Annotated in this window: 14 protein-coding genes; 10 read left to right on the top strand and 4 right to left on the bottom strand. The window is 71.3% G+C overall.

Annotation, left to right across the window (positions count from 1 at the left end; genetic code table 11):
* Positions 1-293: 293 nt before the first annotated feature.
* The 3 genes from HUT10_RS19185 to HUT10_RS19175 all read left to right on the top strand — a co-directional run bounded on the left by HUT10_RS19185 (position 294) and on the right by HUT10_RS19175 (position 6482).
* Positions 294-3524: a GH92 family glycosyl hydrolase gene (locus HUT10_RS19185; RefSeq protein WP_254896934.1), complete on the top strand. Its 3231-nt coding sequence runs from the start codon at positions 294-296 to the stop codon at positions 3522-3524.
* Positions 3521-5899, top strand: a complete 2379-nt coding sequence (locus tag HUT10_RS19180; protein ID WP_176172476.1) for a GH92 family glycosyl hydrolase — start codon at positions 3521-3523, stop codon at positions 5897-5899. Before HUT10_RS19185 ends, HUT10_RS19180 begins: the two co-directional genes overlap by 4 nt.
* Before the next feature lie 217 nt (positions 5900-6116).
* Positions 6117-6482: a DUF3817 domain-containing protein gene (locus HUT10_RS19175; RefSeq protein WP_004562934.1), complete on the top strand. Its 366-nt coding sequence runs from the start codon at positions 6117-6119 to the stop codon at positions 6480-6482.
* A gap of 54 nt (positions 6483-6536) precedes the next feature.
* On the opposite strand, the gene HUT10_RS19170 is transcribed toward HUT10_RS19175, so the two are convergent.
* Positions 6537-7037, bottom strand: coding sequence for a MarR family winged helix-turn-helix transcriptional regulator (locus tag HUT10_RS19170; RefSeq protein WP_004562932.1), 501 nt, complete (start codon positions 7035-7037; stop codon positions 6537-6539).
* Positions 7038-7116: 79 nt separating this feature from the next.
* Between HUT10_RS19170 and HUT10_RS19165 the strand changes: the two genes are divergently transcribed.
* Positions 7117-7422 carry a thiamine-binding protein gene (locus HUT10_RS19165; protein WP_176177902.1) on the top strand — a complete coding sequence of 102 codons (306 nt, stop codon included), beginning with the start codon at positions 7117-7119 and terminating at the stop codon, positions 7420-7422.
* Here the strand turns inward: HUT10_RS19165 and HUT10_RS19160 are convergent, their stop codons facing one another.
* Positions 7423-7830, bottom strand: a complete 408-nt coding sequence (locus HUT10_RS19160) for a hypothetical protein (protein WP_254896933.1) — start codon at positions 7828-7830, stop codon at positions 7423-7425. It abuts the gene before it with no gap.
* 645 nt (positions 7831-8475) lie between these two features.
* Here HUT10_RS19160 and HUT10_RS19155 point away from each other — a divergent pair.
* The gene (locus tag HUT10_RS19155; RefSeq protein WP_176172475.1) at positions 8476-9453 is read left to right on the top strand and encodes a tetratricopeptide repeat protein; all 978 of its coding nucleotides are present in this window, start codon (positions 8476-8478) and stop codon (positions 9451-9453) included.
* 48 nt (positions 9454-9501) lie between these two features.
* On the opposite strand, the gene HUT10_RS19150 is transcribed toward HUT10_RS19155, so the two are convergent.
* Positions 9502-10935 (bottom strand): neutral zinc metallopeptidase, encoded by a 1434-nt coding sequence (locus HUT10_RS19150; RefSeq protein WP_176172474.1) that lies wholly within the window; start codon positions 10933-10935, stop codon positions 9502-9504.
* 134 nt (positions 10936-11069) lie between these two features.
* Between HUT10_RS19150 and glgP the strand changes: the two genes are divergently transcribed.
* On the top strand, positions 11070-13598 hold the full coding sequence (gene glgP / locus HUT10_RS19145; protein WP_176172473.1) for an alpha-glucan family phosphorylase: 2529 nt from the start codon (positions 11070-11072) through the stop codon (positions 13596-13598).
* A 37-nt stretch (positions 13599-13635) separates the two neighbouring features.
* Here the strand turns inward: glgP and HUT10_RS19140 are convergent, their stop codons facing one another.
* On the bottom strand, positions 13636-13920 hold the full coding sequence (locus HUT10_RS19140) for a hypothetical protein (RefSeq protein ID WP_176172472.1): 285 nt from the start codon (positions 13918-13920) through the stop codon (positions 13636-13638).
* A gap of 284 nt (positions 13921-14204) precedes the next feature.
* Between HUT10_RS19140 and HUT10_RS19135 the strand changes: the two genes are divergently transcribed.
* The 4 genes from HUT10_RS19135 (at position 14205) to HUT10_RS19120 (ending at position 16798) form a co-directional block, all read left to right on the top strand.
* A complete protein-coding gene (locus tag HUT10_RS19135; protein ID WP_176172471.1) occupies positions 14205-14870 on the top strand; it encodes a hypothetical protein in 666 nt (221 codons plus the stop codon).
* Between the two features lie 19 nt (positions 14871-14889).
* Positions 14890-15201, top strand: a complete 312-nt coding sequence (locus HUT10_RS19130) for a hypothetical protein (RefSeq protein WP_176172470.1) — start codon at positions 14890-14892, stop codon at positions 15199-15201.
* Positions 15202-15211: 10 nt separating this feature from the next.
* Positions 15212-15745 (top strand): putative T7SS-secreted protein, encoded by a 534-nt coding sequence (locus HUT10_RS19125; protein WP_176172469.1) that lies wholly within the window; start codon positions 15212-15214, stop codon positions 15743-15745.
* Between the two features lie 63 nt (positions 15746-15808).
* A complete protein-coding gene (locus HUT10_RS19120) occupies positions 15809-16798 on the top strand; it encodes an LLM class F420-dependent oxidoreductase (RefSeq protein WP_176172468.1) in 990 nt (329 codons plus the stop codon).
* The last annotated feature ends 25 nt before the right edge of the window (positions 16799-16823 follow it).

Genomic DNA, 16823 nt, shown 5'->3' with positions numbered 1-16823 from the left:
CGCGGTGCGCGTGCTGCCGTCCCGGTCCCGGCCCAGAGGAGACAACGTTGTCATAGTGACCGGGATTGAACGCCACGCGCCCGGTGCTTGTCAACGCCTGGTGCGAGGATTGTGCCGATTCGGCTACCGACGTCGTAGGGCAGACGGCTGACGGGCGTGTCCGGAAGTGGACAGGTCTTGACGTGTCCCTTGACTGTCCGGTGAGCAGGTACCCAAGGTGGCCGGGTTCGACCGACTGCGCGACAAGGTTGTCATGACACCGTTTCTGGTCGCGCTGACGAGGTGGAGAGGCGATGGCCATGGCGCGATTGCGCTTGAGAGCCGGTTCAACCTTCCTGACCCTGGCGGTGCTCGCGGCGGTGGCTCCCGCCGTGCCCGCCGCGGCCGCGACCAGCACGGACTACGCGAAGTGGGTCAACCCGTTCGTGGGCACCCGGCCCGGCGGGGCCGACCACGGCACCGGGGGCGGTGCCGGCAACACGTTCCCGGGCGCGGTGGCGCCGTTCGGCATGGTCCAGTGGAGCCCGGACACGGTGAAATCCCAGCCGGGCGGCTACTTCTACGACGACAACGCCCTGACCGGGTTCAGCCTGACGCACCTGTCCGGCGCGGGCTGTTCGACCTATCAGGACATCCCGTTCATCCCTTATGTCGGTGAAGTGACGACGTCCCCGGCGACCGACCCCGCCCACTACACGTCGAAGTTCTCGCACACCAACGAACACGCGACCGCCGGCGCCTACGACGTCACCCTCGACAGCGGCGCGAAGGTCGAGCTGGCCGCGACCCAGCGCACCGGCTCGGCGCGGCTGACCTACCCGGCGGGCGCGTCCTCGACGTTGCTGGTCAACACCTCCGGCTCGGTCAACGGCACCGACGACGCGTCGATCACCATCGGCAAGGACACCATCAGCGGCTGGGCCACCAGCGGCCGCTTCTGCGGTGCCCGCAACAGCTACCGCGTCTACTTCTCGGCCAAGTTCGACACGCCGTTCGCGTCGATCGGCACCTGGAAGAACGGCGCCGTGACGCCGAACAAGGCCGCCGAGACCGGTGGCGCCAGGGCGAAGGTCGCCCAGCCCAACGGCGTCGACGCCTCGATCGCGCGCCCGGCCAAGGCGGCGCCGCAGAACACCACCGTGTCCGGCCCGGGCAGCGGCGGGTACGTCACCTTCGCCAACCTCAACGGCGCACAGGTGAACGTCCAGGTCGGACTGTCCTTTGTGTCCGTCGACGGTGCGAAGGCCAACCTCAAGGCCGAGAACACCGGCAAGTCCTTCGACACGGTCGCGGCGGGTGCGCGCAGCGCGTGGAACGCCCAGCTCGGCAAGATCGCCGTCACCGGCGGCTCGGACGCCGACCTGACGACGTTCTACACCTCGCTGTACCACTCGCTGATCCAGCCGAACGTCTTCTCCGACGTCAACGGCCAGTACGTCGGCTTCGACGGCCGGGTCCACACGGCCGACAAGGGCCACGCGATGTACACGAACTTCTCCGGCTGGGACATCTACCGCTCGGAGGCCCCGCTCCTGGCGACGATCGCGCCGAAGGAGACGTCGGACATCGTCCGGTCGATGATGGCCTACGCCGAGCAGGGCGGCTCGTGGGACCGCTGGACGGTGGCCAACGACTACACCGGCGTGATGAACGGCGACCCGTACCACATCATCGTCTCCAGCGCGTACGCCTTCGGAGCGCGTGACTTCGACGCCCAGAAGGCGTTGCTGCTCATGATCAAGGGTGCCACCCAGCCGACGCAGGGCTACACCGAGCGGCCGGGTCTCGACGACTACCAGAAGCTCGGGTACGTGCCGGGTGCCGGCGCGGACACCCTGGAATACACCAGCGCCGACTTCTCCATCGCCCAGTTCGCGAAGCGGCTCGGCGACAGCGCGACGTACACGACGTTCATGAAGCGCGCGCAGAACTGGCAGAACCTCTACAACCCGGGTACCGGGCACCTGCAGCCGCGCAACGCGGACGGCTCGTTCTCCGGCACCTACGACCCCGCCAGCTCGCAGGGCTGGGTCGAGGGCAACGGCGCGCAGTACGAGTGGATGGTGCCCTACGACCTCGGCGGTGTCGTGACGGCGTTCGGCGGCAACACCGCGACGCAGTCCCGGCTGGACACCTTCTTCACGGACCTGAACGCGGGCACGCAGGAGCCCTACGCCTTCATGGGCAACGAGCCGAACTCCAACGCGCCGTACGTCTACTCGTACGCGGGTGCGCCGGCCAAGACCCAGGCGATCGTGCACCGCTCGATGGACGAGCTGTACAACCCGCGTCCCGAAGGCCTGATCGGCAACGACGACCTCGGCCAGATGTCGGCCTGGTACGTGTGGTCCGCGCTCGGCATCTACCCGGAGATCCCGGGCCGCGCCGAGACGCTGCTCGTCACCCCGCGCTTCGAGCACGCCGTGCTCACCACCGGCGCGGGCAAGAAGATCACGATCAACGCGCCGGGCACCGGCGACTACGTGGGCAGCCTGAAGGTCAACGGCGGTGCGGCCGCGAAGGCGTGGCTGCCGGAGGCGCTGATCTCCAGCGGCGGCACGCTCGACTACACCCGGTCCGCCACGGCGACCGCGTGGGGCAGCGCGGCCGCCGACGCCCCGCCGTCGTTCCGCGAGCAGGAGAAGCCGAGCCTGTCCTTCGTGGACCCGGCCCGCGCGGTGACCCCCGCGGGGTCGACGTCGAAGGCGTCGGTCGGAGTCCAGGACCTTTCGGGCACCGCCCGGACCTGGACCTACAGCGCGGGCAGCGTCGACGGGATCACGCTGACCCCGGCCACCGGCAGCATCGCGGTGCCCGCCGCGGGCAAGGCGCAGGCCGAGCTCACGGTCACCGTCCCGGCCGGGCTGGCCGACGGCGCCCGCCGCATCCCGGTGACGTTCTCCGCGCCGGGCGTGGCGTCCTCGCAGGCCGTCCTGACCGTGCTGGTGGCCCAGCCGAACAGCTGGCTGGCCACGGTGAACAACGCCGGCATCTCCCCGGACTCGAACTCGGGGGCGGCGAACTTCGACGGCGGCGGCTGGAGCTACTCGGCCGACGCACTCGCCGCGGCCGGCGCCACCCCGGGCGCGACGATCACCAGTGACGGGCTGCAGTTCACCTGGCCGTCGTTCCCGGCCGGGGACCCGGACAACGTGGTCGCCGGCGGCCAGACCGTGAACGTGAGCGGTTCCGGCCGGCTGGCGCTGCTCGGCGCGGCGTCCAACGGCAACGCGTCCGGCACGCTGACGGTGACCTACACCGACGGCACGACGTCCACCGCGACCATCGGGTTCTCCGACTGGACCCTCGGTGGCGGCGGCGCCCAGCCGGCGTTCGGCAACCGGATCGTGCTGTCCACGCCGTACCGCAACGCCGCGGGCAGTGATCCGCAGCAGATCCGGACGATGGTGTTCGGCACCAACCCGATCACCCTGGCCGCGGGCAAGACGGTGGCCAGCGTGACGCTGCCGGACAACGTCAGCGGCGGCGCACTGCACGTGTTCGCGATCGGTATCGGCGCGTGAAGCGCAAGCTCCTGGCGGGCGTCCTGACGCTCACCGCGGCCGCGACGGGGCTCAGCCCCGCCGCGGCCGCGGCCGGCGGGGACGCCCTGGAGACCGTCAACACGTTCATCGGCACGCAGGACGAGGGCAACACGTTCCCGGGCGCCTCGGCGCCGTTCGGGATGACCCAGGTCAGCCCGATCACCTCGCACTACGCCGGCTACCGCTACACCGACACCGCGATCCGCGGCTTCGGGCACTTCTTCCTGTCCGGCGCGGGCTGCTGGGAGCAGGGCGGCCTGGTCTCGACCCTGCCGACGACCGGGGAAGTGGGGCCCGGCAAGGCGTTCGACACGACTCGCCCGGCCACCTTCGACCAGAAGCAGTACGCCGCTCCGTTCACCCACGACGGCGAAGTCGGCAAGCCGGGCTACTACAAGGTGCACCTCACCGGCTACGGCGGTGTCGACGTCGAGACGACGGCTGCCACGCGGGCGGGGGTCGAGCGGTACACCTTCGCCAAGTCCGGTGACGCCAACGTCTTCGTCAACGTCGGCCAGGCCAACGACAAGGAACCGGTGACGGGCAGCAGCATCCGCGTCGTCGACGACCGGACCGTCGAAGGAACCGTCCAGGCGCAGGCGTTCTGCGGCGGCAAGGCCTACACGACCTACTTCACGACGAAGTTCGACAAGCCGTTCAAGACCTTCGGCACGTGGTCGCCGGAGGGCGGCACACCCGGCTCGCGCTCCTCGTCGGGTGGCGCCGGGTTGCGCGGAGCGTGGCTGACCTTCGGTGGCGGCCAGGTCACCGCCACCACGGCGATCTCCCAGGTCGACGCGGCCGGCGCCCGGGTGAACCTGGCTTCGGAGCGGATCCGGTCGTTCGACGCGGCGAAGGCCGGCGTCCAGCGCACCTGGCGCCGTGAGCTGTCCTCTGTGGACATCAAGGGCGGCACGCCGGACGACCGCACGGTGTTCTACACCTCGCTCTACCACGCGCTGCTGCAGCCGCTGACGGCGAACGACGCCGACGGCCGCTACTACGGCTTCGACAAGAAGATCCACCGCGCGGTCGGCTGGACCTACTACGACTTCTTCTCGCTGTGGGACACCTACCGCACGCAGAACCAGCTCCTGGCGCTGCTGCGGCCGGACCGCGCTCGCGACATCGCCAAGAGCGTCCTGGCCATCCACGACCAGGGCGGCTGGCTGCCTCGCTGGGCGTACGCGAGCCAGGAGACGAACACGATGACCGGCGACCCGGTCACGTCGTTCCTGGTCGACCTCTGGCGGTTCGGGGCGCTGTCCGGCGAGGAAGCGCGCGCCTACCAGGCGCTCCTGCAGAACTCGCGCGAGATCCCGCCCGCCGCGTCGCCGTTCCAGGGCCGCTCGGGCAACGCGAGCTACCAGCGGGACGGGTTCGTCCAGTACGACCCGGACTTCCCGAAGAAGGGCCAGGACACGGACCCGAACCACGGCGCGTCGGCCACCTTGGAGTACGCGCTCGGTGACTGTTCGCTGTCGCTCATGGCGGGCGCGCTCGGCAAGAAGGCCGACGCGGCGGCGCTGGCGGCGAAGGGCCGGACCTACCGGACGCTGTGGGACGCCACCCAGGCCGACCGCGGCTTCACCGGCTTCTTCCGGCCGAAGGTGCTCGGTGGCGCGTGGTTCTCGCCGGCGGACAAGCCCTACAGCCCGCAGAGCCAGGACGGCTTCCACGAGGGCACGGCCTGGCAGTACCAGTGGCTGGTCCAGCAGGACGTCCCCGGCCTGGTGCAGCGGATGGGCGGCCCGGCGGCCACCGGGAAGCGTCTCGACGACTTCTTCGCCTACGACGAACTGGTGAAGGACCCGGCGACGGCGGTCCGCGAGAACTGGGTCGTCGGCCCGTACGACTACTACGACCAGTTCCGCTACAACCCCAACAACGAGCCGGACCTGCACTCGCCGTGGATGTACGCGCTCACCGGGCAGCCGTCGAAGACGTCGACGGTCGTGCGGGCGGCGCACACGCTGTTCACCGACGCGCCCAACGGCGTCACCGGGAACGACGACCTCGGCACCATGTCCGCGTGGTACGTCTTCAGCGCGCTCGGGCTGTACCCGGCCGTTCCAGGGACTGGGAACTTCGTGCTCAACGCGCCGCGGTTCGCGAAGTCCGTCCTGCACCTGGAGAACGGGCGAGACATCACGATCCGGGCGCCGGGCGCTTCCGGTGCGCAGCTGCAGTACATCTCCGCCCTCGAGGTCGGCTCGAAGCCGAGTGACCGGGTGTACGTGAACGTGGACCAGCTGGAACGCGGCACCACGCTCGACTTCACCCTCACCGGCGACGCGACGGCGAAGTGGGGGACGTCACCGGTGTCCGCCCCGGTTTCGCCCTGCGCGGAGTAGACAACGTCCGCTCACGACCGTGGTCCAGACCACAGTGGACCACGGTCGTGAGCATCGTCACGGGCCCCGGTGTTCCCGTGAGGGCCGTCACGCCTCACACTGGTATCAGCACGTCCGACAGCGCCGTTGACGTACAAGGCAAGTCCGCCTTGGACGGTGTACGTCGGGCGTTTTCGTGTTTTGAGACCAACGTGGTGAGACCCCACAGGAGGAAGCAGTGTCCAGCAAGGCCGCTCTCGTGTTCCGCGTGGCCGCAGTAGCCGAAGCCCTGTCCTGGGCCGCGCTGCTGGTCGGGATGTTCCTCAAGTACGTGGTGCACTCCTCCGGCGAGGGCGGCGTGCCCGTCATCGGCATGGTGCACGGCGTGATCTTCGTCCTCTACGTGGTCGTCTCCCTGTCCGTGGCGAAGCCGCTCGGCTGGCGCCCGAAGACGCTGGTGCTGGCCCTGCTCGCGAGCATCCCGCCGCTGTTCACGTGGCTGTTCGAGAAGTGGGCCCTGCGCAACGGCAAGCTCGACGGCCCGCAGCGGCTGTCCCACGGCGGTGTCGGCCTGTTCCAGGCGAAGGAACCCGTCGCCGCCTGATCCCGGCATGTGAGAAAGGGCCCGCACTCGACGAGTGCGGGCCCTTTCCGCTGTTCACTCGCTGAAGTCCCCGGCGGCGCGGCGCACCTTGGTCAGCAGGTCCGTCAGCTGTTCGGTCTGCCGTTCGGTCAGCCCGCTCAGCCCGAAGTCGATGGCGGTGACGGCTTCGGTCGCGGCCTCGCGGCGCTTGCGGCCCTCGTCGGTGATCTCGACGAGCGTCGTGCGGCGGTCGGTCGGGTGCGGCACCCGCTTCACGAGCCCGTCGCGCTCCAGCCGGTCCACTATGTTGGTGACACTGGTGGGGTGCAGCTGGAGCCGCTCGCCCATCACCCGCATCGGCAGGCTGGCGCTGCGGGCGAAGGTGAGCAGCACCAGTGCTTCGTACCGGGCGAAGGTCAAGCCGTGCGGCTTGAGCGCGCCGTCCACCGCGGACTGGATGATCTGCTGGACCCGCATCACCCCGGTCACCGCGGCCATGGTCCCGGAGGGCCCGATCCGGTCCTCCCAGATCCGGGCCGCGCGGGCGATCGGGTCGAACGGCAGCGGACGGTTCATGACACGCGAAGTTACCAGCGGGTACCGGCGGGTGTCGCACGACTGGCGGAAATGGCCACCGAAGAAGGGACTTCCGAGCATGATCGTCGCGTTCAGCGTGAGCCCGTCCGGCGGGGACCCCGACGGCGGGGTGAGCGAAACCGTGGCCCGCGCGGTGAAGGTGGTCCGCGAGTCCGGCCTGCCCAACTCGACCAACGCGATGTTCACGAACATCGAGGGCGAGTCCTGGGACGAGGTGATGGACGTCGTCAAGCGCGCGGTCGAGGCGGCGGGGGAGGGCTCGTCCCGGGTCAGCCTTGTCCTGAAAGCGGACATCCGGCCGGGCTTCTCCGGCCAGCTCGAAGCCAAGGTGGACCGCGTGGAGGCACGGTTGCGCGAGGCGTGATCAGGGCAGGGGCGGGGTGAAGGCCACCGTCCAGCGGCCGTCTTCGCTCGTCACGGTCAGCGGGTAGCTGAAGGGCTTGCCGTCGCCGAGCGAGCCGGAGACGGTCGCCCGCGTCGGCTCACCGGCATCCGGCCCCAGCTCGACCCGCACGTCGTGAACACCCCGGCCGGCGAGCACGGAGACGTAGTCCTTGGCGAAGTCGTCCCCGCCCGAGCCGGGGTAGTCGAGAAGGTCGGCGAAGGCATCGGCATCGTGCCCCTCGAGCGCGGTGGCGAGCTTGTCGCGCAGCTCGGCGGGCGAGGAGGCCCCGGGATCGGGGTGGTGCACGATGAGCAGCGTCACCGCCCCAACCCAGACGGCGGCGGCCGCGACCGACAGGCCCACCTTCACGTCACGCCGGATGTGCACCCGGCGAGCCTGCCCCAGCGCGGCCCGTCCTGCCAAGCGGACGGGCCGGGAGGTGCCCAAACCCACGGCGCGGGCGCGCTGAGCAGCCCCCAGTTTCCACGCTACCGGTGACCACCGACAGTTTCCTGGGCTGTGGATGAGGGCCGTCCGGGGTGCGCGGACGGTCCGGAATCGTCGGTGCCGGCCGGTAAGCTGGATACCGGGGGGCGGAGGCCGGCGCTACGCGTGGCCTGGCGCTGACCGCGGCTCGGCACCGGCCGCAACCCGCCGCCCACCCCGGCCCGGCACCGAGCGCGGCCAACTGCCGTTCGCGCCTCGCCGCCGAGCGCGATCCGCTACCGACCGCGGTCCGCCACCCGGCACTGCCACCCGCCGCTGACCCCGGCCCGCCGCCCTCCGGGGTCCGCCGCCGAGCGCGACCCCGGTACCGTCCGTGGCCCGCCGCCGTCCGTGGCCTGCGGCCGTCCGTGGCCCGGCACTGATCCGCCCGCCGCCCGCCGCCCGCCGCGCCCCGCGCCCCGCCGCGCCCGCCGCGCACCGCGACCCGCCGCCGACCCCGCCCAGCACCGACCGCGGAACGTGCCAGACCGTGGACAGCCCGGCCTCCCGGTGAAACTCCCCCGGCCCGCGTGCCAGGATGGAACCGTGACACAACCACGCGGATCTGCAGCGAAGTCAGCGGCCCTGTCGGCCGCCCTTTCCGGCGCGGTCGACCTGTCCGCGCTCAAGGCCCGTGCCGAAGCGGCGCAGCGGCAGCCGGCCCCGCCCGCCCGCCCGGCCGGTGACGGCCCGCCGCGGCCCTCCGGCGAAGGCGCGGGCGCGGCCGTGATCGATGTCACCGAGGCCACCTTCCAGGCCGAGGTCGTGGAGCGGTCCCTGCGCCAGCTCGTGGTCGTCGACCTCTGGGCCGAGTGGTGCGGCCCGTGCAAGCAGCTGTCCCCGGTCCTGGAGCGGATGGCCGGCGAGTCCGGCGGCGCCTGGGTCGTCGCGAAGGTCGACGTCGACGCCAACCCGCGGATCGCGCAGCTGTTCGGCGCGCAGTCCATCCCGACGATCGTCGCCATCGCCGGCGGCCAGCCGGTCGACGCCTTCTCCGGCGCGCTGCCCGAGCCCGAGATCCGCAAGTGGATCAACGCGCTCCTGGACGCCCTGCGCGACAAGCTGCCCGGCATCCGCGACGCCGAAGCGGCCGGCGGCCCGGTCGAGGAGCCCGAAGACCCGCGCTTCACCGAGGCGGAGGAGGCCTTCGAGCGGGGCGACTTCGCCGCCGCCCAGGCCGCCTACGAGCGCATCCTCGACGTCGAACCGGCGAACGAGCTGGCCAAGAACGCCCTGGCCCAGGTCAAGTTCACCGCCCGCGCCGAAAACGCCGACCCGGAGGCCGTCGCGAAGGCCGACGCCGACCCGTCCGACCTGTCGGCCCAGCTCGACGCGGCCGACCTGGAGATCGCGGCGAACGAGGTCGAGGCCGGCTTCAAGCGCCTCATCGACACCGTCCGCCGGACCGCGGGCGAGGACCGCAACAAGGTCCGCGAGCACCTGGTGGCCCTGTTCGACCTCTTCGACCCGGCCGACGACCGCGTCATGAAGGCCCGCCGCGACCTCGCGAGCGCCCTCTTCTAGACACGAAAAGGGCCCCCACCAGGCGGTGGGGGCCCTTTTCGCAAAAGATCAGGCGTACGCCTTCGAGCAGACCGACGAACCCTCGAGGTACCCGCGCCGCAGCGCCTCGACCCGGTCGAAACCGCTGTCCGGGCGCTTCCCGTTGACGTCCGCCGACACCAGGCTCTCCGGCTGCAGCAGGTCCGCGATGGCCTCGTCGAGGTCACCCGCCGACAGCCGCAGGTCGCCCGGCCGGTTGGTGAACGCCGCCCAGGCACCCACCAGGCAGGCCGTCCGCAGGCCCGCGTTCGCGTTGTCGATCGACGCGCCGACACCCTTCTGGATGCCCAGCGCGTACCGGGCCGCGACCTCGGCGAACGCCGCGAAGTCACCCATGCCGCCCGGGTCCTCGCCCTTCATCTCGGCGTCGCGGTCGATCGGCTGGGCGAGCTGGGCCAGCTTGGCCATGTCGATGCTGACCGTGTTGTCCGCCGGGCAGTACGACGCCGGCGGCGTGGTCTGGCAGCTGCCGCCGTCGGTGATCTCCGGCGCGGCCACCCCGGCGCCCTTGAACGCCTCGTCCAGGCTCTTCTTCAGCAGCGAGACGGTCTGCTCGGTGAACTTCGCGTCGCCCTTGCCCTTGTCGCCCTTGTCGAACGGGCGCTCGGTGAGCCGGGCCTTGACGTTCTCGGTCGTCATCCCCGCGCACTCCTTCGGGCCCTTCTCGAACCCGGCCTGGAACGCGAAGGTGCGGTCGAACGCCGTGCCGTGCGCGCCCTTGTCGGCGGCGCTGGTGCCCGCCTGGTCGCGGATCAGGAACATCGACGCCATCACCTGGTTCAGGCCCTCGGACGTCGAGACGCGGTAGTACTTGCTCTTGTCCTCGGCGACCCAGCGGAAGTAGCCGCCGGCGAAGCAGTCGGCCTGCTGCTCCTTGACCACGGTCGGGGTGTTCTTGGCGATGCCCGCCTTGTCGCCGAGCCGGTACTGCACGGCGTGGCCGAACTCGTGCGCGAGCACCACGACCACCGACATCGGGCCGAAGCGCTGGCGCAGCATCGGCAGCAGCACGCCGCGGTCCCACGCCACCGAGTCGTCGACCGGGCAGTAGAACGCGTTCACCAGCTTCTTCACGCTGCCGCAGCCGGTCTTCTCGGTGTCGGTCTGCGCGTCGTAGGACAGCAGGGACTTCACCGGCTCGAACTGCTGGCCGAAGTTCGACGGCAGCATCTCGCCCCAGTAGGTCTGCACGTCGTCGATCGCGGCGGTGGCGAGCTTGTCGTCCTCACCGCCGTCGGCGTTGCGGACGTTCAGGCTCGGCGTCGGCGCGCCCGGCTTGAGGCCGCTCTCGAAGTGCGTCACCGGCAGCCCGGAGACCGAGCCCGCGCCGGTGTCCTTGGCCGGGTCCCCGTTCGCGCCGCCCTTGCTGTTGCACCCGCTCACGGCGACCGCCGCGACGGCCAGCAGCGCGACCAGCGCCCGCCGTCCTCCCCCTGGGATCATTCTGTTCCACTCGCTCTCGTGCCACCCGGTACCCCGACGGGCAGGACCATACCCAGGGCTTTCGCGGAGCGTGCACGTTATCCCGAACTACGTCCCTGCGCAGGGCGCGCCGCGGCCCGATATCGTCGCTTCCCATGCGTGCAGTCCGCCGGTTCACCGTCCGCGCCAGCCTCCCGGATTCCCTGTCCGGCCTGGGCGCGCTGGCCACCAACCTGCGCTGGACGTGGCACCCGCCGACGCGCGACCTGTTCGCGTCGATGGACGCCGAGCTCTTCAACGCCGTGCGCGACCCGCTGCGGATGCTCACCGCGCTGCCGCCGGCCCGCCTGGACGAGCTGGCCGTCGACGACGACTTCCTCGCGCGGGCGCGCGAAGCGGCCGAAGACCTGGAGAAGTACCTGTCGGAGCCGCGCTGGTACCAGCAGCGCGACGACCCGGAGCTGCCGCCCGCGGTGGCCTACTTCTCGATGGAGTTCGGCGTCACCGAGGCCCTCCCGAACTACTCCGGCGGCCTCGGCGTGCTGGCCGGCGACCACCTCAAGGCCGCGTCCGACCTGGGCGTGCCGATGGTCGGCGTCGGCCTGCTCTACCGCAACGGCTACTTCCGCCAGTCGCTGTCGCTGGACGGCTGGCAGGTCGAGCACTACCCGGTGATCGACCCGAACGCCTTCCCCCTCGAGCTGCTGACCGCGGGGGGCAGGCCGGTGCTGATCGGCGTCGCCATGCCGGGCGGGCGCGAGCTGTGCGCGCAGATCTGGCAGGCCCGCGTCGGCCGGGTGCCGCTGCTGCTGCTCGACACCGACACCGAGGCCAACGACGAGGACCTGCGCGGCGTCACCGACCGGCTCTACGGCGGCGACGCCGACCACCGGCTGCGGCAGGAGATCCTGGCCGGCATCGGCGGGTTCCGCGCGGTCCGCAAGTACTGCGAGCTGACCGGCCACCCGCAGCCGATGGTGTTCCACACGAACGAGGGACACGCGGGGTTCCTCGGCCTGGAGCGCGCCCGCGAGATCGTCCAGGCCGACGGCCTCGCCTTCGACGAGGCCATGCCCGCGGTCCGCGCCGGGACGCTGTTCACCACGCACACGCCGGTCAGCGCGGGCATCGACCGGTTCCCGGTGGACCTGGTGCAGCGCTACTTCGCCGACGGCAGGCTCGTCCCGGACATCGACCCGCGCCGCGTGCTCGCGCTCGGCGCCGAGGACAACCCCGGCCTGTTCAACATGGCGCACATGGGCCTGCGGCTGGCGCAGCGCGCGAACGGCGTCTCGCAGCTGCACGGCCGCGTCACGCGCAAGATGTTCTCCCGGCTGTGGCCCGGGTTCGACCACGACGAGGTGCCGATCTCGTCGGTGACCAACGGCGTCCACGGCCCGACGTGGGTCGCGCGCGAGCTGAGCACGCTGCTCGGCCGCGAGTGGGGCCTCGACGTCGGCGAGGGGCCGCTGCGCGACGGCGTGTCCGACGCCCAGCTGTGGGAGCTGCGGCGCGAGCTGCGCGAGAAGCTGGTGCACGAGGTGCGGCGCCGGGTGCGCGCGGCCTGGCTGCAGCGCGGCGCGTCACCGCTGGAGCTGGGCTGGGTCGACTCGGTCTTCGACCCCGACGTGCTGACGGTCGGCTTCGCCCGCCGCGTCCCGACGTACAAGCGGCTGACGCTGATGCTGCGCGACCCCGAGCGGCTGCGCACGCTGCTGCTGCACGAAGACCGGCCGATCCAGGTCGTCGTGGCCGGCAAGTCGCACCCGGCCGACGAGAACGGCAAGCAGCTGATCCAGCAGATCGTCCGGTTCGTCGACGGCGCCGACGTCCGGCACCGGATCGTCTTCCTGCCCGACTACGACATGTCGATGGCCCGGTACCTCTACCGCGGCTGCGACGTCTGGCTGAACAACCCGGTGCGGCCCCTGGAAGCGTGCGGGACGTCGGGGATGAAGTCGGCGCTGAACGGCGGGCTCAACCTGTCGATCCGCGACGGCTGGTGGGACGAGTGCTACGACGGCAGCAACGGCTGGGCGATCCCGACCGCGGACGGCGTCGCCGACCCGCTGCGCCGCGACGACCTGGAGGCCGCGGCGCTGTACGAGCTGCTCGGCCAGCAGATCGCGCCGCTGTTCTACGACCGGTCCGCCGACGGCGTCCCGACCGGCTGGCTGTCGATGGTGTGGCACACGCTGGAGACGCTCGGCCCGCGGGTCCAGGCGTCCCGGATGGTCCGCGAGTACGTCGACAACGGCTACCTCCCGGCCGCCCGCACGGTGGCGGCGGCCACGGGCGACGGCTACCGCGGCGCGCTGTCGCTGGCGGACTACCGCACGAAGCTCGAGGTGTCGTGGCCGCGGCTGCGCATCTTCGACTCGGAGCTGCTGGTCGAGACGACCGGGCCGCTGGTGGTCGGCACGGAGGTGACGATCCGGGCGCGCATCGACCTGGCGGGCCTCGATCCGTCCGAAGTGGACATCCAGGCGGTGGTCGGCCGGGTCGCGGACGACGACGAGCTGCGCGACACGGTGACGGTCCCGATGTCCGCGGACGGCATCGGAGCGTTCGCGGCCCGCGTCAAGCTGCCGCGGCCGGGCGCGATCGGGTACACGGTCCGGGTGCTGCCGAAGCACGGCCTGCTGGCCACGCCGGCGGAGCTGGCGCGAGTCGTCCTGGCCTAGTGCCACCCCGGCTCCGGGGCGGCACCAGGCCCGGACGTCAATGCGCTCCGCCGCAGCAACAGGTCCTCGGCTGCCGGCACCTCGTGCCCACCCGCGGTGGTTCGCGGCGCGCCTCGTCGTAACGGTGCCGCGACCACCAGCTGGTCACCATCGTGGCGGCCAAACCGCCCGCTGGAAAGGCGAAGGCGGTGAGCAGAACGATCAGCGTGTTTTCCATGGGGTGCTCCGTGAGGTCGTGGCCGCTGGGAATGCGGCCGTCGAAATCACCGTAAGCACGTTCCGCCGTTTCGGGTTCACGCTCGGCGGGTTCGGTCAGGAACAAGTCAGCTAACGGACGTACGGTTTGCCGCGGCGGAAAAACCCGTCACGGGCGGAACCGGCCCGCCAACGCCGGAGAACTGTCCAGAATCTGGTAAAAACGCAGGTGAGAGCCATTTCCGAGGGTTGTCCGCGGAGTCGGACACTGGTGCGCAAAATGCAGAACAGTCGCGGCGGAGGTCGAGGCGCCGGACCCCGTCCCCTTTCTGCAGGCCGGCGGCGGCGTCCGATCTCGGCCCCGAACTGCGGCGCATCTGGCACATCGCCGACGACGAACCGCCCCACCGGGTGGCGGCGATCGTGTTCCTGCGGCTGGAGGCGGTGCTCGACCGGCTCAACCGGCAGAAGCTCGAGAAGATCGTCCGCACCGCGTACAACACGGACACCGAGCCACTGGCGGGGAACAAAGGAGACCGGCTGAAAAGCCTGGCCGGCGGTCCTTCACCGCGGACGTGCGACCGATGGCTCGAGCCGTTCCAGAAGCTGCTGGCGGCCAGTCTCGGCGGCCCGCAAGATCGGCTCGCCCCAGAACGGGTCCGGCAGGCTGAACGCCGGTTCCTGGCGCGCACGGTGATCGCGGAATCCGCCGAGCGGCGAACCGATCCGGCCCCGTTCGGCGACGTCGACCATTTCCTGCATTCGTTCACCGCGCATTCCTGGTGCACGCCGGCCGGCCGGGACGGCGATCCGGTGACCGTCGCACTCGGCGCGCGGGGTTCCTGGGTCTGCGTTTTCGACACTCCCGCCCGGCTGGCCGGGTACCGTGCGGCCACCGGGGCGGCGTGGCCGGCCGAGGTCGTCCGCAAAGGACGCGAGCTGGTGGGAACGGCTCTCATCCGGCCGGAGCCCGCCGGCATCCTCGTCAACCCGAGTGCCCGCCGGGGCACGGGAACCGCCGAATCCGTCGCCCTGCCGCCTCCGGTGCTCGCGGGGCTGATCACCGTCCGCCGCTGATGACAAGGACCTGTCACGTATGAACGGCTTCGAGGCCGACCCCACGCTGCTGCGCGCCGCCGCGGGCCGGGTCGGCGCACTCGCGCGGGAGTCCGCCGGACGAGCGGCCCTGCGGTATTCGATGCGGCCCGAGCTGGTCGGGGACGTGCTGCTCACCGCGGCGCTGGCGGACCTGCAACGCGCGTCGCACGCCGCGACCGAGGTCCTGCTGGCCGACGTCGAGGAGCTGGGGGAGCGGCTGGGCTCGGCGGCCCGTCGCTACGGCGAAGGCCAGGACGACGCGCGTGACCGGTTGATGAGCGTCGTTCGTGACCTCCGCGCGGCAGGCTGAGCGAGCGGAGATGGCATCGGATCAGGCGTGGTCCCCTGACACCGTCAAGCTGCTGCAGGACGAGGCGATGCGGTTCGCCGACATCGCGGTCATGCTCGAAGAACTGGCTTCGGATCTGCGGTCCGTGGTGCCGGAGGGCTGGGCGGGCCGGGCCGCCGACGCCTACGGCGAGCTGCGCGACCGGCTCGCCCGGCAGTGCCGCACCGGCGCGGATGCCTACGAAGCGGCGGCGGGGGCGACGGAGACCTACGCCGGAATCCTCGCCGAGCTGTCCGGGCGGCGGCGGTACGAGACCGCGTCGGACGCCTTGGCCCGGCTGGAGCAGCAGCGCGTCGAAGCCGCCGGGTCCCTCGAAGCGTCGTGGCGGGCGGCCACGGAACAGTTCGAGGCGATCCGGACGGCGTTGCCCGAAATCGTCGTCGAGCCGGCGGTCCGCGCTCCGGGACGCGCGGCGGAAGCCGGGCTCGTGCCGCGCTACGGAGACCCGCGGTACGTGCAAGACCTCTCCGACGCCGTCTTGGATTTCTTCGCGCGGCCGGTCTGAGCTGGAGCAGCTCCAGGCCGAAATAACGCCCCGCCGGCGCGGGGGCCGCGTTAGGTTGTAGGCATGCGCTTCGGAATGTTCGTCCCGCAGGGCTGGCGGCTCGACCTGGCCGGCATCGACCCCGCGGACCACTGGCAGACCATGCTCGGCCTCGCGAAACACGCGGAGGCGGGCCCCTTCGAATCCATCTGGGTCTACGACCACTTCCACACCGTTCCGGTGCCGACCGAGGAAGCCACGCACGAAGCGTGGTCGCTGATCTCGGCGTTCGCCGCCGCGACGGAGACCGTCCGGCTCGGGCAGATGTGCACCTGCATGGGCTACCGCAACCCCGCCTACCTGGCGAAGGTTGCCGCGACCGCCGACCTCATCTCGGGTGGCCGGGTCGAGATGGGCATCGGGGCCGGCTGGTACGAGCACGAGTGGCGTGCCTACGGCTACGGCTTCCCGACCGCCGGCGAGCGGCTCGGCCAGCTCGACGAGGGCGTCCGGATCATGCGTGACCTCTGGACGACCGGCAAGTCCACTTTGGACGGCAAGCACTACCGGACCGACGGCGCGATCCTGAGCCCGCGGCCGCTGCAGGACGGCGGCATCCCGCTGTGGATCGCCGGTGGCGGCGAGAAGAAGACCCTCCGGATCGCGGCGAAGTACGCGAAGTACACGAACTTCTTCCCCGAGCCGGAGGCGTTCACCCGCAAGTCCGAGATCCTGGCGGCCCACTGCAAGGACGTCGGCACCGACTTCGACGCGATCGTCCGCTCGGGCAACCTCAGCGTCGTCCTCGGCGAGACCGAGAGCGAGGTCCAGGAGAAGCAGGCCTGGCTGAAGGCCCACTACGCGAAGTACGTCCCGGCCGAGGCCGCCGAGCGCGCGGTCGCCACCTTCGCGAGCGGCCCGACGGCCGGCACGCCGGAGCAGGTCGCCGAGCACCTCGCGGCCCTGGGCAAGCGCGGGTTGTCCTACGCGATCCTGAACTTCCCGGAAGCCGCGTACGACCGCGCCGGCATCGACCTGTTCACCAAGCAGGTCGCCCCGGCGCTCGCGGGCTGAAACCGTCAGTCCCCTTCGGTAGCGT

It is taken from the genome of Amycolatopsis sp. Hca4 (assembly GCF_013364075.1).
Classification (GTDB): domain Bacteria; phylum Actinomycetota; class Actinomycetes; order Mycobacteriales; family Pseudonocardiaceae; genus Amycolatopsis.
This window is presented reverse-complemented; position numbering and strand designations above follow the sequence as displayed.

Excerpts from the sequence above, each read along its gene's own strand:
- HUT10_RS19185 (WP_254896934.1), top strand. The coding sequence starts at position 294 with ATGGCCATGGCGCGATTGCGCTTGAGAGCCGGTTCAACCTTCCTGACC.
- HUT10_RS19170 (WP_004562932.1), bottom strand. The coding sequence starts at position 7,037 with ATGAACCGTCCGCTGCCGTTCGACCCGATCGCCCGCGCGGCCCGGATC.
- HUT10_RS19165 (WP_176177902.1), top strand. The coding sequence starts at position 7,117 with ATGATCGTCGCGTTCAGCGTGAGCCCGTCCGGCGGGGACCCCGACGGC.
- HUT10_RS19150 (WP_176172474.1), bottom strand. The coding sequence starts at position 10,935 with ATGATCCCAGGGGGAGGACGGCGGGCGCTGGTCGCGCTGCTGGCCGTC.
- glgP (WP_176172473.1), top strand. The coding sequence starts at position 11,070 with ATGCGTGCAGTCCGCCGGTTCACCGTCCGCGCCAGCCTCCCGGATTCC.
- HUT10_RS19130 (WP_176172470.1), top strand. The coding sequence starts at position 14,890 with ATGAACGGCTTCGAGGCCGACCCCACGCTGCTGCGCGCCGCCGCGGGC.
- HUT10_RS19125 (WP_176172469.1), top strand. The coding sequence starts at position 15,212 with ATGGCATCGGATCAGGCGTGGTCCCCTGACACCGTCAAGCTGCTGCAG.
- HUT10_RS19120 (WP_176172468.1), top strand. The coding sequence starts at position 15,809 with ATGCGCTTCGGAATGTTCGTCCCGCAGGGCTGGCGGCTCGACCTGGCC.